The organism is Ruegeria sp. O4 (assembly GCF_056535125.1).
Map to the genome: position 1 here is coordinate 22,973 of NZ_JBQERO010000004.1, position 18,406 is coordinate 41,378.

Genomic DNA, 18,406 nt, shown 5'->3' on the forward strand with positions numbered 1-18,406 from the left:
GCCCAAGCGCATATCATTCAGGAGACATAATATGTCGACCGTAGCCGTCACCGACGAAACCTTTGACGCCGAAGTCAAGAACTCGGACGTTCCAGTTGTAGTGGATTTCTGGGCCGAATGGTGCGGACCCTGTAAGCAGATTGGTCCGGCACTGGAAGAGCTGGCCGCCGAATATGGCGGCAAGGTCAAGATCGCCAAGGTGGACGTGGACAACAACCCGAACTCTGCCGCCGCCATGGGCGTGCGCGGCATCCCGGCGCTGTTCATCTTCAAGGACGGTCAAGTTGTATCGAATCGCGCAGGCGCTGCCCCCAAAGCCGCGCTGCAAAGCTGGATCGACGAATCCATCTGATCTGGCGATAACGGATTGTTCGAAAGGCGTCTCAGATCGGGGCGCCTTTTTTGTTGAATCGGCGGGGAAACCAATGGCGAAAACGCGCGTTCTTGTAGAATTCGGGATGGGCACATCCCTGCGCCGGATGGACTATACCGAAGCATCTCTGCGGGCGATCAGAGACGCGCTGTGGCACAACTCAGTCAATATGGCCGAGCTGTTTGGTTTCCCGAAAGAGGCGATGATCATCGATGCCGAGATCGGCGTGCAGCAGCCGGATCAAGTGGATACCGACGCCCTCAAAGCCGTTTTCCCTTATGGCCAGCCCAACATTACTGTCACAAAGGGTGGGCTGGACATCGAAAAACCGCATGGCGACGGCCACACGGTCATCGCCAACGCCGCACTGATCGTTTCTTTCGACATGGACCCGGCGCAATGAGTGAAAAGCGGATCATCCTGGAAATGGGCACTGGCAATGACCTTTATGGTCAGGATTATACCAAAGCAGCCCGCCGCGCGGTACAGGACGCGCTGCATCATTCATCCATCACGTTGTTTTCAAAGCTGGGGATCGATCACAACGAAATGCGCGTGCGCGTGACAATCGGCGTTCAGAATCCGGAACAGGTGAATTGCGAGCTGGTTGCTGCCGACTTGCCGCGAGGCCGGGCCGAGGTTCGCGCGGTTAAAGGTGGTATGGATATCGCCGATGAAGAAGCTGGCACTCTGCACGTCATTGCAACTGCCGCGGTCGAGGCCTTTTTACCCGATCTTGCCGGGAAATACGCCCAGGGCTGAGCAACGAAAAAGCCGCTCGGAAATCCGGGCGGCTGGTTCGGTTTGACGATCTGTCGGTTGGATCAGATTTTAGCGATATCCGCGCGGCTCAGACCGATATCGTCCAGCTGCGTGTCGCTGAGTTCCGACAGAAGGTTCCGTGTTTTACGGGCTTCATTCCATGCGACAACATTGTCGAATGCATTGATGAAAACGTCCGCCACGTGCAGGATGGTAGCTGCTCCGAGCGGCGCATGAATATTAGCTGTAGTTGCCATGTGCGCAGTCCTTATTGAAGAAACAGCCGACCCGTCGTCGGTTGTGAGCCTCATCTAGTACCGCTTGGCCGGACTCACAATTGCTGGTCCGGTAACCCCGAATTGCATTTTTTGCATATCTTTTGGGCAGTTTGGCAATGGGTTGCGCCAACAACCGGTCCGGCCCATATATACCGCCAGCAAAAGCGGAGACGATCATGGCAGATAACGACTTTCCCGGTTGGCACGGCACAACGATCATTGGCGTCAAGAAGGACGGTCATGTCGTCATTGCCGGCGACGGTCAGGTGAGTCTGGGTCAAACCGTGATCAAGGGCACTGCGCGCAAGGTGCGCCGCCTGTCTCCCGGAGGGTTCGAGGTCGTGGCAGGTTTTGCCGGATCGACAGCGGATGCCTTCACATTGCTGGAACGGCTCGAAGCCAAGCTTGAGGCTACGCCCGGTCAACTGGCCCGCGCCTCGGTTGAACTCGCCAAGGACTGGCGCACCGACAAGTATCTGCAAAAGCTTGAGGCGATGCTGATCGTGACAGACGGCAGAGATCTTCTTGTCATCACCGGGGCAGGGGACGTTCTGGAACCCGAACACAATGTGGCTGCCATCGGGTCGGGAGGCAATTTCGCTCTGGCCGCCGCGCGTGCCATGATGGACAGCGACAAATCCGCAGAAGACATCGCCCGGCAATCCATGGCCATCGCAGCAGATATCTGCGTCTACACCAATGGCAACCTGACGGTTGAGACGATCTCAGGCTAAAAGCGCCTTGATCTCTTTGCCTTTCCATCGACGGTGCATGCCGACCAGCCCCAGGACCGCCGCTACGATCACGATGTAATAGGGCACGCGGATATCGATGCTCATCAACCCGCCACCGATCAATGACATGATCCCCCCCGCAAGACAGAACACGGCGGTGGCCACGCCCATGGCCCAGCCCTGATCCGCCTCGCTCACGCTTGAGGAGAACAGGCCCAACAGCGTTGGATAGGCGATGCCGAACAGGAAATAGAAGAAAAACACGGGGACATAGCTGAATACACCGCTTGGGCTGAAGGCAAAGGCAAACCCGCAAATGACCATCACCACAAGCGACGTGTAAATGATCGCGTGTTTGCTGAACCTTTCCTGGGCAGGCTTCACCAGGAACGTACTGGAAAAGGCCAACGCCACACCGATGACAACCATCGCCACGCTGCCCCCGATGACCCCATACCCGAATGCGCTGGTCAGGAAATTGTCGACAAACACGTAGAATGTGACATTGGCGATCATGAAAAACGAATAGACCGGCAAGATTTTCAGAACCAAAGGGTGTTCGCCAACTGCGATCAGACTGTCGGTAATATCGCGGGGACGAAACACAAAGGGCTCGCGCCTGGTTCGGGTGTCCTTGAAAAACAGAAGCACCAGAAGAATCGCGATCAACACCAACACGAACGCGCCATAGAACGGGGTTTTCAGCGTGGCAAAGCCGCCAAACAGCGCCGAATCCGACAAAACCGCGCCGATGATCGGCCCGCCGACAAGGCCAAAGCTGACACCTGTCACGATGTAGCCCATGTTTCGGTCCCGGTCAGACGCGTCAGTGCTGCCATCGATCATCGCTGCCTGCGCGATGGGCTGATTGCCCGCAGTGAACCCGGTAATCGAACGGCCGACGATCAGCAGAAGCAGGTTATTGAGATAAAGCGCCACAATGGTCAGCGCATATCCGGCCAACGCCCCCCCAAGGCAGACCAGCAGCGCATTCTTTCGCCCGATCGAGTCAGACACTTTCGAGACATAAACAACACCCAGAAACCACGACAGGAAAAAGCATCCGATCACCAGACCATAGTAAAAATGCCTACGGCCCACTGGCGTGCTTTCCGGCAGAAAACCCGAGCTCGTTTCCATGATCAACGAATTGATGATGGGAAAGACCAGACCTTGCCCAATCAGATCCACAAACACCACAAACAACAGGGTAATCTTGGCAATCTTCGTCATTCTGTATGCTCCTGACGCTCGTAACCCTGATGCAACCGTAACAGAGGGTTCGTGTTTTCCCCAAGCAAAGGATTTGCAAACCGCATGAGGCATTGTTAACCAACGCGGCCAAGACCCGCGGTTTGCTTGTTTTCATCAAAGCCATGATTACCTAGACCGCATCACGCAAATACGACCGAGAGGATTGCCCTTTGACCGACCTGACCCCGCGCGAGATTGTCTCGGAACTGGATCGATTCATTATCGGGCAAAAGGATGCCAAGCGCGCTGTGGCCGTTGCCCTGCGCAACCGCTGGCGCCGCAAGCAGTTGCCGGACGATATTCGCGAAGAGGTGTATCCAAAAAATATCCTGATGATCGGCCCCACCGGTGTCGGCAAGACCGAGATCAGCCGCCGCCTGGCCAAGCTGGCGCGCGCACCCTTTATCAAGGTCGAAGCCACGAAGTTCACCGAGGTTGGCTATGTCGGCCGCGACGTGGAACAAATCATCCGCGATCTGGCCGATGCCGCCATTCTGCAAACACGGGAATTCATGCGCGAAGACGTCAAGGCCAAAGCCTATCAGGCCGCCGAAGACCGCGTGATTGACGCCATCGCTGGTACGGATGCCCGTGAAGGCACACGAGAGATGTTCCGCAAAAAGCTCAAGGCGGGTGAACTGGATGAAACGGTCATCGAACTGGACGTCGCGGACAGTTCAAACCCAATGCCGATGTTCGATATCCCAGGACAACCTGGCAGTCAGATGGGGATGATGAATCTGGGCGATATCTTTGGCAAGGCGTTTGCCGGGCGCACTGTCAGGAAACGTCTGACTGTCGCCGAAAGCTATGACGTGCTGATTGGAGAAGAGGCAGACAAGCTGCTGGACGATGAGACGGTCACCCGCACCGCATTGGAATCGGTGGAACAGAATGGCATCGTTTTTCTGGACGAGATTGACAAGGTCTGTGCCCGCACAGAAGCGCGTGGCGGTGATGTAAGTCGCGAAGGGGTGCAGCGCGACCTGCTGCCTCTGATCGAAGGCACAACCGTCTCGACAAAACACGGTCCGGTGAAAACCGACCACATCCTGTTCATCGCATCCGGTGCGTTCCATATCGCCAAACCGTCAGACCTCCTGCCCGAGTTGCAGGGCCGTCTGCCCATCCGGGTAGAGCTGCGCGCGCTGACCGAAGAAGATTTCGTGCGCATCCTGACCGAAACCGACAACGCACTGACCCGTCAGTATACGGCCCTTATGGCCACCGAAGAGGTCACTGTTGGGTTTACCGAAGACGGTATTGCCGCCTTGGCACGGATCGCAGCCGAGGTGAACCAGAGCATTGAAAACATTGGTGCGCGGCGACTTTATACCGTCATGGAGCGGGTCTTCGAAGAGCTGTCATTCACTGCACCAGACCAGGCCGGAACAGAAATAACTGTCGACGCACAATTCGTGGACGACAATCTGGGTGAATTGACCAAATCAGCAGACCTGAGCCGGTATGTCTTGTAGCAATTCGGATCCGATACTGCCGCTTTTCCCTTTTGCCAACTGGAAGCGTGGCGGTTTGTCTGAGGCACGCCACGTTGGAGGCACGTGGCGATCGAACCTCAACTGGGAAATTGAGGCCGAAATGCCTGGACAATGCGGTCTCAGGGGGCAGGTGTTTAGCGTTTTTTCGCCAAAACGTACCCAGTGGTAGTGGAACAACCTTGAAATTGCGCCCTTAAGTTGACACTAGGCACTTGCATTTATTGGCAAAGGTTATCTGATCGTGTCCATCACTCCTGTTCTTCTTTGCGGTGGTTCTGGCACCCGTCTTTGGCCGCTGTCCCGGAAATCCTATCCCAAGCAGTTTACAGCGATCACCGGGGACGAGACCCTGTTTCAATCCTCGGCCCGGCGCGTGTCAGGGTCGGACTATGATGCACCAGTAGTGGTGACCGGATCTGATTTCCGGTTTATCGTGACTGAACAATTGCAGGCGGCTGGCATTGATCCAGGCACGATTCTGATTGAACCTGAGGGGCGCAACACCGCGCCGGCGGTTCTGGCGGCAGCCCTCCATGTGGCAAAGTCCGACCCCGAAGCCCTATTGCTGGTTCAGCCCTCCGACCATGTTGTACCTGATGCTGACGCCTTTCGTGCAGCCGTGGCTGCAGGTGTTCCAGCAGCCCAAGCCGGGCAGTTGGTAACCTTTGGGATAACACCGGATAGGCCCGAGACCGGCTATGGCTATCTTAAACTGGCTGGAGCACCGGAGGGCACCGCTCCTGTCAAACTCGACAGCTTTGTCGAGAAACCAGATGTTGAAACCGCCTCTGCGATGCTGGCCGACGGCAAGCATCTGTGGAATGGTGGCATTTTCCTTTTCAGGGCCTGTGACGTCATCGCCGCTTTTGAAACCCACGCCCCGACACTGATGGCTCCGGTCCGGGCCGCTTGCGAAGCTGCCAAAACGGATTTGGGTTTTCTACGGCTGGACCCAGAGGCCTGGAAGCAGGCCGAAGATATCTCGATCGACTATGCGGTGATGGAAAAGGCCGACAACCTGAGCGTTGTTCCATTTTCTGCTGGCTGGTCTGACCTGGGTGACTGGGGTTCGGTTTGGCGTGAGGCAGGACCGGATGACAACGGAGTTGTGGCCACAGGTAATGCGACCTCAATAGACTGTAATGACACGCTTTTGCGTTCTGAGGCGGGTAATTTGGAAGTGGTCGGCATCGGCCTGAAGGACATAATCGCTGTGGCTACATCCGACGCGGTTTTGGTGGCGGACAAATCCCGTGCGCAAGACGTGAAGAAGGCTGTCGAGGCGCTCAAAGTCAAGGGCGCAAGCCAGGCCACCATTTTTCCCAAGGATTTCCGCCCGTGGGGTTGGTTTGAAAGCCTGGTGGTTGGCGGGCGTTTTCAGGTCAAGCGTATTCATGTACACCCCGGCGCAGCACTATCGCTACAAAGCCATCACCACCGGTCCGAACACTGGATTGTTGTTGAGGGAACCGCGAAGGTGACCGTCGATGACGACGTCAAGCTGGTCACTGAAAACCAGTCCGTATACATTCCGCTTGGCGCTGTGCATCGCATGGAAAACCCAGGCAAGGTTCCAATGGTGCTGATCGAAGTGCAAACCGGAAGCTATCTGGGCGAAGATGACATCATCCGCTATGAGGACGTCTATTCCAGGGTCTAGGACACGGTTGGATAACCGCTTTAGACTGACCGGGTGGCTGAAGGAAAACGGAAATGGAAAACGATCTCAACGCAGCCAAGAAGCGGAAGGTTGTCTATGACCTGACCGAGGTGCTTTTAGCCTCGACCGGTAAGCTGCGTTATTACGGGATCGCTAGGGTCGTTGCCGAGATTGGCGCTGAGCTCAGAAAACAGGACGCGTCCGTCAGATTCGCCGTTTTCTCGCAGGGTCATAATGAGCTTCTAGAAGTATTCCCAACCATACGAGCAGATGGTGGCGTAGACCTGAACGTTCCAATCGGTATCCGGCAATTGCGCGTGCGCAGTCACCACTACACCAAGTCAATTATGAGGGATCTGGTGCTGGCGGCCGTTAGACCGCTGGTCGGGCGCAGAAACCGCAAAGCCTGGGAGGCGATAGCCCCAGACATGACGCCCATCGACATGTCTGGAAAGACGTTGGTGAGTTGTGGGCGGCCCAAGTTGATCGTTGAAATCCTGTGCACTCTGGATCGTAAAGGGGTGTCTTGCGATATCATTCCATTGCTGCATGACATGATCCCCATGCACGATTTTGAACACCAGCTGGCAAGTTTCCCGCGCAACTTCATAGGGGATAACCAACTGCTGGTTTCCCGCGCCAAGGCGCTGTTAACAAACTCCGAATTTACGCGACAGGAAGTTCTGGACTTCTCCGAAAAAGGTGTTCTGCCGGAAGCGCCAGAGGTCTACGCAGTCCCCTTGGTTCATGAATGCCCCGAGGGAACCGAGCAATCCGAGCAAGATATTCCGGATAATCCATATATCATGACAGTTGGATCGATGCTGGGCCGCAAGAACCTGGATGTCGTATTCGAAGCATTGCGCATTCTGAAACGTGACGGGAAAGACGTACCTACTTTGGTTCTGGCAGGGGCGTTGCGTCACAAAACAAGCACTTATCTGCAATCAGACGAATGCACATCAATCCGTGAGCACGTGGTCTTCCGCGAGAACCCCAATCAGACAGACCTTGTAAACCTGTACAAGAATGCTTTGGCACTTGTCATGCCTAGCCGAATGGAGGGCTGGGGTTTACCCGCCGGTGAAGCCTTGTGGTTCGGTACACCAGCGCTTTGCTCTACTGCGGCGGTTCTGAAAGAAGTGTGCGGAGATCTTGGTGTCTATTTCGATCCAGATCGGCCTGATCAACTTGCAAACCATATCACAAGGCTGCTGACAGATCCGGAGTTCGCTCAGAACCTTCGCGCACGCATTGCTGCGCATAAACCGCAGCTTCGCACTTGGTCGAACGTTGCAGCGGACGTGCGAGCGGTATTGCAAAGACTGGACTAGCGGGACCGTTACCCATCCCGGCAATAGAGCCCGTAAACTTCGAAAGGACTGTCATGCCTGGCAATTCCCCTCTAAAATGTCACGTGGTTTTGGTCCAATCGACCTCGGCGCTGCGCGCAGGTCTCAGCATTACTCGGCATTCTGTCAGGCAGACGCCACACTCGCCGTCAAGAGTCAGCCCTTCTGTTGTGTGAACCTCAATTTTCCAGATAAGCGCGATTACTTGCTCATGAAGTCGAGTTAGTCGCAAAAGCCCTTAAAATCAGTACACTTCGGTATTACTGCGAAACAATCCAAAAAGATGAGACCACTTCATCTGGCAGACTGCATGGAGAGTAAGCTATGAACGCCCCTACGTTTAACCAAGATGGCAAAAAAGTATTCTTCGATATCTCAGGACTAATCGACTATATCAAAAAAGTTGATCGCTACTCGGGCATTCAGCGTGTTGTTGTTGAGTTGATCTCAGAGTTTTCTAAACTAAGCGATCCAAAGCTTGTTTACCTTTGTTGGTGCGATGCAAACTCCGGTGTTCAGCGCTGTTTGCTTCTGGAGGAAATGGGTCGAGAAACCCTTACGTCGCCAGCTAAGCTGCGGCAGATTTTCTATCCTTGGAAATCCGCGCGCTCAAATCTTCCAATGTTGGACGGGTACCGGAACCGCCCTGCAAAGTATTTCTTCCACCGCACCAAATTGGATGTGATGAGCTTTCTCAGAAGAGAGTCCGTATTTCGAAAAAAGGACATGTCATCAGAGATGTGGCGCGCGGCCCGGCGGAAGAAAGCACCAGTCGAAACCTCGGGGTCTCGCCGAACCGAGCAACCTTTGTTCGATGTGGCAATAGAAGGTGACCATCTTGTGCTTCTGGACAGCAGTTGGCTGGCGCGCCACACTCAGGCGTTCAAAAAGGCGAAAGCGAATGGGATGGAAGTACATTCGCTGGTGTACGATCTGATCCCTATCGTGGCACCACAGTTTACAGCTGGAAGCATGCCTTATGTATTTTATGACTGGCTTTTAGACAGTCGGGAGTACACAAGCCGCTACATGACAATCTCTGAGGCGACCCGGCAGGATCTTTTACGCTTTTTTCAAGCACACGATATCCAGAGAAATGCGACCGCTGTTCCCTTGGCGCAGGCGGGGTTGTCCAAGATTGGGCTCGAAGACGAGAATGCCCAGAAACAAGGGCCCGTGTCTTCGCGGATTTCGTTCGACGCTTTCCCCCATCTTGAAGACGCCAGCCAGCTAAGTGTCCACCTGCGGAAAATTATTGGTGAGCCTTATGCGCTTTGTGTTGGTACGGTCGAACCACGCAAGAATATCTGGCGCACCGCGATGGCGTGGAAGTACCTTGTTGATCAGGGCCATGTTGATCTGCCTAAGCTTGTGTTTGCCGGCCGCAAAGGCTGGCTTACAGACGAGTTCGATAACCTATTAGAGGGGACAGGCGATATATACGGCTATGTAAGCATGGTTGACGGACCAACAGATGAGGAGCTTGGCGTCCTTTACAAGAACTGCCAGTTCGTGCTGATGCCGAGTGTTTACGAGGGATGGGGCCTGCCCGTGGGCGAGGCGTTGGCCTACGGAAAAACGGCCGTAGTCGCCCAGAATAGCTCGCTCGTCGAAGTAGGAATGGATCTTGTTGAATATTGTGATGCAATGAGCGTCCAAAGCATCGGCGAGGCCGTCTTAAGGCTCAATAACGCTGCCCACCGTTCAGAACTGGAAGAAAAAATCAAAACCGCGCCACTGCGCAGTTGGTCAGATGTGGCTCGGGATATGGGGCGGGCAATGTACGCACCCAAAAAAACCGATGCATATTGACGTCTTTCACGACTTATCGCAGGCCCAATCTTTCATCAGAAAGTCCGCGCTCTTGGTTCTAAGCTTGGGTTCGCAGGTTTCAATTCCAATACAGAGCTTTGAATTGGCCAGTTTTGTAGCCCTTGCGCGTGAAATAATACTAAAGCGGTCTTGCACACACTACTAAGTTGACAAAAAAGCACTGCTCATGTCGGCCAGGATTTTCCGACAGGCAAAAGACAAAACAGAAAGGGATTAAGAGTGACAAAAACTGCTATCGTCACAGGTATCACAGGACAGGATGGTGCCTATCTCGCTCAGCTGTTGCTGAACAAGGGTTATAACGTCGTGGGGACCTTCCGTCGGGTTGTTTCCACGAATTTCTGGCGCATTGAAGAGCTTGGTATTCGTAACCATCCCAATCTGGATCTGTCGGAACTCGACCTGACTGACATGGGGACAATGATCCGGCTTATTCAGAAGGTGGAACCGGATGAGATCTATAACTTGGCGGCTCAAAGCTTTGTGGGCGTCTCGTTTGAACAACCGCACACAACCGCACAGATCACCGGCGTTGGCGCACTTTATTTGCTGGAAGCTATCAGAATAGTGAACCCCAAAATCCGGTTCTACCAGGCTTCCACTTCCGAAATGTTCGGCAAGGTTCAGGAAGTACCGCAGCGCGAGACGACTCCGTTCTGGCCGCGCAGCCCCTACGGTGTTGCCAAACTATACGCGCATTGGATGACCATCAATTATCGAGAAAGCTACGATATATTCGGCAGCTCAGGCATTCTGTTCAACCACGAAAGCCCTTTGCGAGGGTTGGAGTTCGTAACACGCAAAATCACTGACGCGGTTGCCAAAATCAAACTGGGTCAACTTGATTGCCTTGAGCTGGGCAATCTTGACGCAAAGCGCGATTGGGGGTTTGCCCGGGACTACGTGGATGGCATGTGGCGTATGCTGCAAGCTGATGAACCCGATACATTTGTACTGGCGACCGGTCGCACCGAGACAGTGCGGGATTTTGTCGCCATGGCTTTCAAGAGCGCGGGTATCGAGCTGCGTTTTGAAGGTGAAGGTGAGAAAGAAGTGGCGGTGGACGCCGAGGGCAACCGTGTTCTTGTGAGGATTAGCCCCAAATTCTATCGCCCTGCTGAAGTGGATTTGCTGATTGGCGACGCGAGCAAGGCAAAACAAGAGCTTGGTTGGGAGGCGACAACATCTTTGGAGGAACTCTGCCAGATGATGGTTGAGGCGGATCTTGCACGTAACGAAAAGGGTGTGTCCTTTTGATGCCGGCACCCCGAGTTCTGATTACCGGACGCTATGGCTTTACCGGACACTATGCTGCAATAGAGCTTGCAGAAGCAGGGTGGGACGTTTGGGGCATCGGAACAAATCCGGCCCCCATGCCTGATTCCCAATATCTGGAAGCAGATTTGACAGATTCATCGGGTCTAGAGCAGGTTATTACCCATGTCGCTCCGGACGCGGTGCTGCATTTGGCAGGGGTCGCATTTGTGGCACACGGAACCGCCGAGAGCTTTTATCAAGTCAATCTGATGGGGACGCGGTGCTTACTAGAAGCGCTTTCCAACACCGGACATGGCCGCAAAGCCGTCGTTCTGGCCAGTAGCGCGAATATCTATGGTAACGCCGCCGTGCCATCCATAGGGGAATCTACCCCCCCGGCACCTGTTAACGATTACGCGGTTTCAAAACTTGCAATGGAGCACATGGCCCGGCTGTATAACGACCGTCTTCCTGTCGTTATTGCCCGACCATTCAATTATACCGGTCTTGGCCAGGACCCCAAGTTTCTTGTTCCCAAGATCGTTTCTCATTTCCGGCGTAAGCAGCCACAGATAGAATTGGGAAACCTGGATGTCGCGCGGGACTTTTCCGATGTACGCGATGTTGCGCGAGTGTACAGGTTGCTTCTGGAAAACGCACCCGAAGGTGAAACCGTGAACATCTGCTCCGGTAAAGCAACCGCGCTGGCGGAGATTCTGGACATGTGTCGAACCATAACCGGCCATGAGATCGAGGTGGTGTCTAATCCTGCCTTTATGCGCGCACAAGAAATCAAGGTTCTGATGGGCGATCCCTCACATCTGGAAAACCTGATCCCGGTCGGCATCCGTCACTCACTGGAAAATACTCTGAAATGGATGCTGAAGGGATGACCTGAAGCATCTCGATTGCCGCCGCCAGAGGTTCTTGGCAGAACAATCGGCCGTAGCATCCGGATACCATCGCCAACGGGATCGTATATGAACTGCAGGAAAAGGTGCTTGGATCTCTGATTCACATCACCGTTTATGGCCGTCTATTTTCTGATCCAGAACGGCTTGGGGTCAGAGTGATATCAGATTAAGGGTGTTTTGATCCTTCGCCGATCACACCTAAGCTGGCAGATCCTCTGACCTAATACGTAACGCGAAGGAACGCGTGATTTCCGAGCCAGAAACGGGATGACCTCCGTCCTGACTTGTACTAACAATCAGATAAATATCCGAGAAAAGCGCGATCATCTCGGACAAAACCATGCAAATGTGAAAGTACGGAGTATGACTGACACCTTCTATCGCGATTTCGAGGCACGATTTCGTGGCGATCCTTCTCTTATTCGGGAGCGTTTGCGAGTATACCAGCCCTTCCTGTCGCCACTCGCCGCTCAGAAAGGGGACGCACAGGCGCTTGATCTGGGATGCGGTCGAGGTGAATGGTTGGAAATTCTTGAAGAGGCTGGCCTGAGTGCACGCGGCGTCGATATCGACAAGGGGATGCTTGATATCGCTCACCAAAAAGGTCTGGCGGTTGAACAGATGGAGGCTCTGCCGGCGTTGAAAGCGCTGCCAGACAACGCGCTTGCCCTAGTGTCCGCATTTCATTTGATCGAGCATCTGCCTTTTGACGATATTCGCGAACTGGTAACAGAGGCGCACCGTGTTTTGCGCCCTGGTGGGCTTTTGATTTTGGAAACACCCAATCCGGAAAATCCACTTGTTAGCTTGGTCAATTTTCATCTTGACCCTACGCACTTGCGACCGCTGCCTCCGGGGTTAACCAGTTTTCTCACCGAGCATGTCGGGTTCGAGCGCAACGTGATTCTTCGTTTGCAGGGCAGTGAGCCAAGAGAGGAAACAGCTGCTCATTTGATCAGTCTTTTCACAGATGTTTCGCTTGATTATGCAGTGGTAGCACAGGTTGATGGACCAGAGATCGGTGCTCTGGATGAGGCGTTTTCGCTTCGAATTGGGATGGAACTGATCCAAGGTGTCTACCGGTTTGACAGAGCATTATCAGAGATTCACCGGGCGCTGGGCAACGTTCCACCTCTCGCCACGGAAGTGTCGAGCCTTCGCGATGATATCATGCAACTGCAAAGAACGCACACAATGACCCAAGTTCAACCCAAGCGCGGAGCGCTTGAAAAAAAGCTGTTCCGCACAACGAACGGGCGTCCAGTCCGGACATTGCGGAGGCTGCTCTTCCACGCGAGCGGTAAGCCGCGCGGGATATTTCGTAGGTGGGTATTGAATCACGACGGATCTCCTCGGCGCCAATTCCAGCAATGGATGGCAAGCCCGGAATATCTGGCGCTACACTGGCCGACGAGCCAACGCTTGAACGCAGCACCTAAATCCTCAGAAGACGATGGCAACGGGGCAACTTTCCTTTCAGGGGAGGCTGAAATCTCGACAACAAAATGGGCTTCACCCGAACCCTTCGTGCAAAACTCGGAACTCGTCATGTCGCGCGGTGCCGAAGGAGGGCACTGGATAACCCACCGAAATGATTCCGTGATTGGCGGGTCTCTTCGTCAGACTGGCCAGTTCCAGGAGCGCGCCATTGATGATGTAATGCAGATTCTTGCCCAAAATGGGCATGAAATCGCGACGTCATGTTTCGTGGATATCGGAGCGAATATCGGCTCCCATTCGATCCATGCGGCACGGCGTGGTTTTGACCGCGTTATCGCTTTTGAACCAGACCCGCAAAACTTTCGACTTTTGCGCGCTAACACATTCCTGCACGAGGTAGATCACAAGGTGTCCTGCCACCAAATGGCAGTATCGGACAGAAACGGCACGATGCAGATGGAGCTCTCGCCTTCCAATTTCGGAGACCATCGCCTTCGCGTCTCAGGCGACATCGCGAATAATCTACATGATGAGGGCGATTGGATCCTTCAGGATGTGCCGGTTCGGACCTTTGACAGTTTAGTCGAGGATGGCCTGCTGCCTGAAGACGGGCCCGATTTGATTTGGATCGATACGCAAGGGCATGAAGGTCACGTGCTGGCCTGTGCAAAAAGAATGGCCACAATGCGTTGCCCGGTTGTGCTTGAGTTTTGGCCCTATGGTCTTGAGCGTTCCGGGGGTTACAAAATGTTACGCGACGCAATCGCATCACGCGACGATATCCGGGTCATTGATCTTGGCACATCTAACCCGAATAGCCTAAACCAGCTATCTCTTGATGCGCTTGATCAGATGTACGAGGCATTGCGGCAAGGCGAGTCCAAGGCCGGTTCTCCGCATACTGATCTTTTGCTGATGCCAAATCTTACAGGCTCTTGATACCATTGTTACAATTCAACTACGGAAACCTATCGTGAAACTGCGTCGGGTCTTATCGCGCTTCTTGCATTCTTCCGAAACGCTGCCTTTGTCTGCGCCGGCCCCGCAGATGACTGCAGCTCATCTCGCTGAAATTGCGGAGCGCCAGGAACGGTTACTGCTGGCCACTGGGCAGGTTGCTGCCCGGCAGGTTCAGGCGATGGAAAGGCTTGAATGTATCGCCGACGCAGAATTCCGCATCCATTCTCAATTCGGGGAAGATGGCATTATCGAATGGTTGGTCTCGCAACTGCCAAGCATACCACGCGTCTTTGTTGAGTTTGGAGTTGAAAACTATACCGAAGCGAATACGCGCTTTTTGGTGCGCCACAGGGGGTGGCGCGGTCTGATCATGGATGGGTCAGCCGCGAATATTGCGTATGTTCGGGCAGATCCAATCCACGTCTTCAATGACATAACGCCCGTTGAAGCCTTTATTACTGCGGAAAATATCGACACTCTGCTGATCGAACACGATCTGTCGGGCGAAATTGGCATTCTTAGTGTCGATATTGACGGCAACGATTATTGGGTGCTGGATGCGATTAGCTCCGTATCTCCGGCGATACTGATTGTTGAATACAACGCGATCTTTGGTGATTTGCATAACCTGACTGTCCCTTACGATCCGGGCTTCGAGCGTTTCTCGGCACATTATTCAGGCCAGTATTATGGTGCATCTCTGGGTGCGTTCAAAATGCTGGCCGCTGCGAAAGGGTATCAATTTGTCGGAACAAACTCGGCCGGCGTGAACGCATTTTTTGTACGTGATGACCTCTCCTCACATATCACATCAAAACTTGATACATATCGCGCATGGCCATCCCGGCATCGGGACTCGCGGGATGAGAATATGGCAATGTCCTTTTTTCGCGGGCTCGATCGTGCAGAACTTATTTTGGATAAGCCTGTTATCGATCTGTCGTCGGGCAAGACGCTGACCCTCCGAGACCTGGGCCCGCTTTACAGTGATCACTGGATAAGCGAAATGTAGAGACCTTAGCCAACCCTGGAACCGCTGACCTTAATTCAGATAGCTGGATCGCGTTACCTAAAAGTGTATTCCATGACAATTCATTAGGTAGATTTCAGTGTATTTACTGTTTGGAGTCGGTCTTCGGAATCACGGCTTTCGGCGGTCGCGGTTTTGCTCAGCTCCGAAATGCTGCTAAAGGCGGCACGATGCCCGGAAACTTGTTTACTGGATAAGTTAAATCTTTGTCTTCAAGTGTGTAGGGGCCGGGACGTCCACAGGGGCTCACTCTTGTTTTCGTCACAACCCTCTGGCCTTTGGGTGCGCCTGTTTGCGTGTAGCCAGCCTTTGCCTGCATGTTCTGAGAATCGAATCATGTTTCAAAATCCACATACTTTTGTGAAAGCGTGGATATTTGGGTTTTTTTGTTTGAATATTTGTTAATCTGTAGGATTATTGTGGGATGTGTTGAGATGAGATCGAGACGAGACCGCCAAATGGTCGTTCCTGATTTGTAACCGCTCCGGGATCGCAATCATCGTTAAACAGGATAGAAACAAATGCTGAATCCAAAGACGTCACAGACCGATGAAAGCACCGACCTGCTGTCTCATGCGGTAAAGATCGCCGACTTGGCCAGCGAAGCGGCGCGGGGGTATTTTCGTGGCGCACTGGGGGTTGAGTTCAAATCGGATGAAAGCCCGGTGACACAGGCCGACAAGGGTGTTGAAGCGCAGGTTCGCGCCTATCTTGGACAGCATTTCCCCGATCACGGCATCTTTGGCGAAGAACATGGGTTCGAGGGTCAGGATTGTCGCGAGGTTTGGATCATCGACCCGATCGATGGAACCCGGTCATTCCTGTCCGGGCATCCGCTGTTTGGATTTCTGTTGGGGCATCTGGTTGACGGTAAACCGGATATCGGCGTGATCGGCATGCCAGCGATAAATGAAATTTTCACCGGCGTTGTTGGCCGGGGCGCCACGTTGAATGGCCGTGAGATCACGACTTCGGCCCAAACGCGGCTGGATCAGTCCATTCTTTTTGTAAACGAAGGGGACAAGATCTATCGCGATCATCCGGCGTTATTCGACAGGCTGATGCAGTCTGGACAGACCAGACGGTTCGCCTATGATTGCTACCCCCATGCCCTTCTGGCGGCGGGCCATGTGGATGCTGTGATCGACTATGACCTTCAGCCCTATGACTACCTGCCAGTGATGGCCGTGGTTGAAGCTGCGGGTGGGGTGATGACAGATTGGGAGGGTCGGCCGCTTGACCTGAACTCCGACGGCCGGGTGATTTCAGCGGCAACACCCGAACTGCACGGGGAAATGCTGGATTTGGTGAACGGGTAGGATCATGGCGATAGTAAGCTTTCTCATCAGCCTAGCCGGAGCCACGATGCTGCTGCTTTATGCGGTGCGGATGGTCCGCACAGGGATCGAGCGCAGCTATGGGGCTTCGTTCCAGCGCCTCATGACGGGCCAAAGCCATTACGCGCAGGCGTCAATGGTCGGCATTGTAATGGCGGTGGTTCTGCAAAGCTCCGCGGCGGTTGCCCTTTTGACATCGGGGTTTGCCGCCGGGGGGTTCCTGACCTTTCCCACCGGTCTTGCAATCGTGCTGGGCGCTGATCTCGGTTCGGCGCTGATCATTCAGGTTTTGTCGTTCCAGCTGGGTTGGCTGATACCGTTGCTTCTGGCGGTTGGTGGGTATCTGTTTGTCAAAACCGAGGCCAAGAAGCCCCGGCAATTGGGGCGCATCCTGATGGGGATTGCGTTCATTCTTATCTCATTGCGCTTTTTGCGCGAAGCCATGGACCCGATCCGGGACAGTGCCTTTCTGCCTGCTGTCGCCGAGTATCTGGCGCGCGACTATATTACAGCGTTTCTGGTCGGCGGCGCGCTGGCCTTTGTTATGCATTCCTCTGTCGCGGCGATCCTGATGTGTGTGACGCTGGTCCAGATCGGCGCAATCCCGTTTGCCGCCGGGCTGTCGCTGGTATTGGGGGCCAATTTCGGTTCAGCTTTCATACCTGTTTGGCTGAGCAGGGGGATGGAAATGCCCGCCAGGCGCATACCCTTTGCCAACCTGGCCTTGCGCGGCAGCTGGGCGATTGTCACCCTTTTCGCAGCGACTGCGGCACTGCGTGCCGGTGTTCTGGGGGATTTGCAGGGCGGTCAGATGCTGGTCAATGCGCATCTGGCATTCAATGCCTCGTTGCTGTTGCTGGCGCTGCCGTTCTGCGGGCGTTTGCGCGCGCCGTTCGAGCAGTTTTTTCCGGACCCGAAATCTGCGAACGCGCTGGCCCAGGCAGGTCGCCCGGCCAGCGCGCTGGATGTGCGCACCGCCGGCAGCCCCTCGCAGGCGCTGTCCAGCCTCAAGCGTGAACTGCTGCGGATGAGCGATCTGGTCGAGTCGATGTTCCGCCCGTCACTGGAATTGTACCGCAGCGGCGACAAGGACCAGATACGCGCCGTAAGGGACATGGACGAAGATGTGAACGACTGCCTGTCGGGTATTCGAAAATTCGTGGCCGCCATTCCCGAGGAGACATTCGGAAAGCAGAACGCAAAAGTGGCGCGCGACCTGATGGAATACGCAATCCGGCTGGAAACCGCGGGCGACGTTGTTGCCAAGCGGCTGACTGTTCTGGCGGGCGACATGCGGAAGAAAGGCGCTTCATTTTCGAAAGAGGGCTGGTCGGAACTGGTTGAGATGCACGAAGGCATCCTGGCCAACCTCAAACTGGCCTCAAACGTTCTGATCTCGGACGATCTGGAAAGCGCCCGTCTGCTGAGCCTTGAGAAAACCGAAATCAAACGGGCCGAGCGTGACAGCCGCAAACGCCACCTCAAACGCCTGCAGCACGGCAGTACGGAAAGCTTTGAGACCAGCGATATCCACCTGGAAACCCTGCGCGCGTTTCGGGAATTCAACAGCCACATCGCCGCAGTGGCCTATCCGATCCTGTATCGGAACGGGCAATTGCTGGAAACCCGCCTGATCGAAGAAATGCCGCACAAGGAACAGGACGAGGATACGGAGGTCTAGGTCCAACAGCACCGGCAGAGATCGGTTCCGTACGAATACGGT

At 54.4% G+C, this 18,406-nt stretch carries 16 protein-coding genes; 14 read left to right on the plus strand and 2 right to left on the minus strand.

What is annotated here, in order from left to right; genetic code table 11:
- The first annotated feature begins 31 nt into the window (after positions 1 to 31).
- From trxA to ACR0J7_RS07315, 3 genes are all read left to right on the plus strand, one after another.
- Positions 32 to 352 carry a thioredoxin gene (gene trxA / locus ACR0J7_RS07305; RefSeq protein ID WP_209505247.1) on the plus strand — a complete coding sequence of 107 codons (321 nt, stop codon included), beginning with the start codon at positions 32 to 34 and terminating at the stop codon, positions 350 to 352.
- 73 nt (positions 353 to 425) lie between these two features.
- Positions 426 to 776, plus strand: coding sequence for a Lin0512 family protein (locus ACR0J7_RS07310; RefSeq protein WP_267366143.1), 351 nt, complete (start codon positions 426 to 428; stop codon positions 774 to 776).
- A complete protein-coding gene (locus ACR0J7_RS07315; protein WP_480913694.1) occupies positions 773 to 1,135 on the plus strand; it encodes a Lin0512 family protein in 363 nt (120 codons plus the stop codon). Before ACR0J7_RS07310 ends, ACR0J7_RS07315 begins: the two co-directional genes overlap by 4 nt.
- A gap of 62 nt (positions 1,136 to 1,197) precedes the next feature.
- On the opposite strand, the gene ACR0J7_RS07320 is transcribed toward ACR0J7_RS07315, so the two are convergent.
- Positions 1,198 to 1,392, minus strand: coding sequence for a DUF1127 domain-containing protein (locus ACR0J7_RS07320; RefSeq protein WP_209505251.1), 195 nt, complete (start codon positions 1,390 to 1,392; stop codon positions 1,198 to 1,200).
- 197 nt (positions 1,393 to 1,589) lie between these two features.
- On the opposite strand from ACR0J7_RS07320, the gene hslV reads away from it, so the two are divergent.
- A complete protein-coding gene (hslV, locus tag ACR0J7_RS07325) occupies positions 1,590 to 2,147 on the plus strand; it encodes an ATP-dependent protease subunit HslV (protein ID WP_480474424.1) in 558 nt (185 codons plus the stop codon).
- Here hslV and ACR0J7_RS07330 read toward each other — a convergent pair.
- Positions 2,139 to 3,380, minus strand: coding sequence for an MFS transporter (locus ACR0J7_RS07330; protein WP_480871276.1), 1,242 nt, complete (start codon positions 3,378 to 3,380; stop codon positions 2,139 to 2,141). The two genes, hslV and ACR0J7_RS07330, sit on opposite strands and share 9 nt — an antisense overlap.
- Positions 3,381 to 3,571: 191 nt before the next feature.
- On the opposite strand from ACR0J7_RS07330, the gene hslU reads away from it, so the two are divergent.
- The 10 genes from hslU (at position 3,572) to ACR0J7_RS07380 (ending at position 18,364) form a co-directional block, all read left to right on the plus strand.
- Positions 3,572 to 4,879: an ATP-dependent protease ATPase subunit HslU gene (gene hslU, locus ACR0J7_RS07335; protein WP_480913696.1), complete on the plus strand. Its 1,308-nt coding sequence runs from the start codon at positions 3,572 to 3,574 to the stop codon at positions 4,877 to 4,879.
- A gap of 262 nt (positions 4,880 to 5,141) precedes the next feature.
- Complete coding sequence (locus ACR0J7_RS07340) at positions 5,142 to 6,560, plus strand: mannose-1-phosphate guanylyltransferase/mannose-6-phosphate isomerase (protein WP_480773023.1); 1,419 nt, start codon at positions 5,142 to 5,144, stop codon at positions 6,558 to 6,560.
- A gap of 53 nt (positions 6,561 to 6,613) precedes the next feature.
- On the plus strand, positions 6,614 to 7,894 hold the full coding sequence (locus tag ACR0J7_RS07345) for a glycosyltransferase family 4 protein (protein ID WP_480913698.1): 1,281 nt from the start codon (positions 6,614 to 6,616) through the stop codon (positions 7,892 to 7,894).
- Positions 7,895 to 8,236: 342 nt separating this feature from the next.
- Positions 8,237 to 9,724 carry a glycosyltransferase family 4 protein gene (locus ACR0J7_RS07350; protein WP_480486888.1) on the plus strand — a complete coding sequence of 496 codons (1,488 nt, stop codon included), beginning with the start codon at positions 8,237 to 8,239 and terminating at the stop codon, positions 9,722 to 9,724.
- Positions 9,725 to 9,964: 240 nt separating this feature from the next.
- Complete coding sequence (gene gmd, locus ACR0J7_RS07355) at positions 9,965 to 11,002, plus strand: GDP-mannose 4,6-dehydratase (protein WP_480913700.1); 1,038 nt, start codon at positions 9,965 to 9,967, stop codon at positions 11,000 to 11,002.
- Complete coding sequence (locus ACR0J7_RS07360) at positions 11,002 to 11,895, plus strand: NAD-dependent epimerase/dehydratase family protein (protein ID WP_480913702.1); 894 nt, start codon at positions 11,002 to 11,004, stop codon at positions 11,893 to 11,895. The genes gmd and ACR0J7_RS07360 overlap by 1 nt, the downstream gene beginning before the upstream one ends.
- Positions 11,896 to 12,279: 384 nt before the next feature.
- Positions 12,280 to 14,295 carry an FkbM family methyltransferase gene (locus tag ACR0J7_RS07365; RefSeq protein ID WP_480913704.1) on the plus strand — a complete coding sequence of 672 codons (2,016 nt, stop codon included), beginning with the start codon at positions 12,280 to 12,282 and terminating at the stop codon, positions 14,293 to 14,295.
- Positions 14,296 to 14,329: 34 nt separating this feature from the next.
- Entirely contained in the window at positions 14,330 to 15,328 is a 999-nt protein-coding gene (locus ACR0J7_RS07370; protein ID WP_480538402.1) for a hypothetical protein, read from the plus strand.
- Between the two features lie 539 nt (positions 15,329 to 15,867).
- Complete coding sequence (locus tag ACR0J7_RS07375; RefSeq protein ID WP_480913706.1) at positions 15,868 to 16,665, plus strand: inositol monophosphatase family protein; 798 nt, start codon at positions 15,868 to 15,870, stop codon at positions 16,663 to 16,665.
- Positions 16,666 to 16,669: 4 nt separating this feature from the next.
- Complete coding sequence (locus ACR0J7_RS07380; protein WP_480898707.1) at positions 16,670 to 18,364, plus strand: Na/Pi cotransporter family protein; 1,695 nt, start codon at positions 16,670 to 16,672, stop codon at positions 18,362 to 18,364.
- Positions 18,365 to 18,406 lie beyond the last annotated feature (42 nt).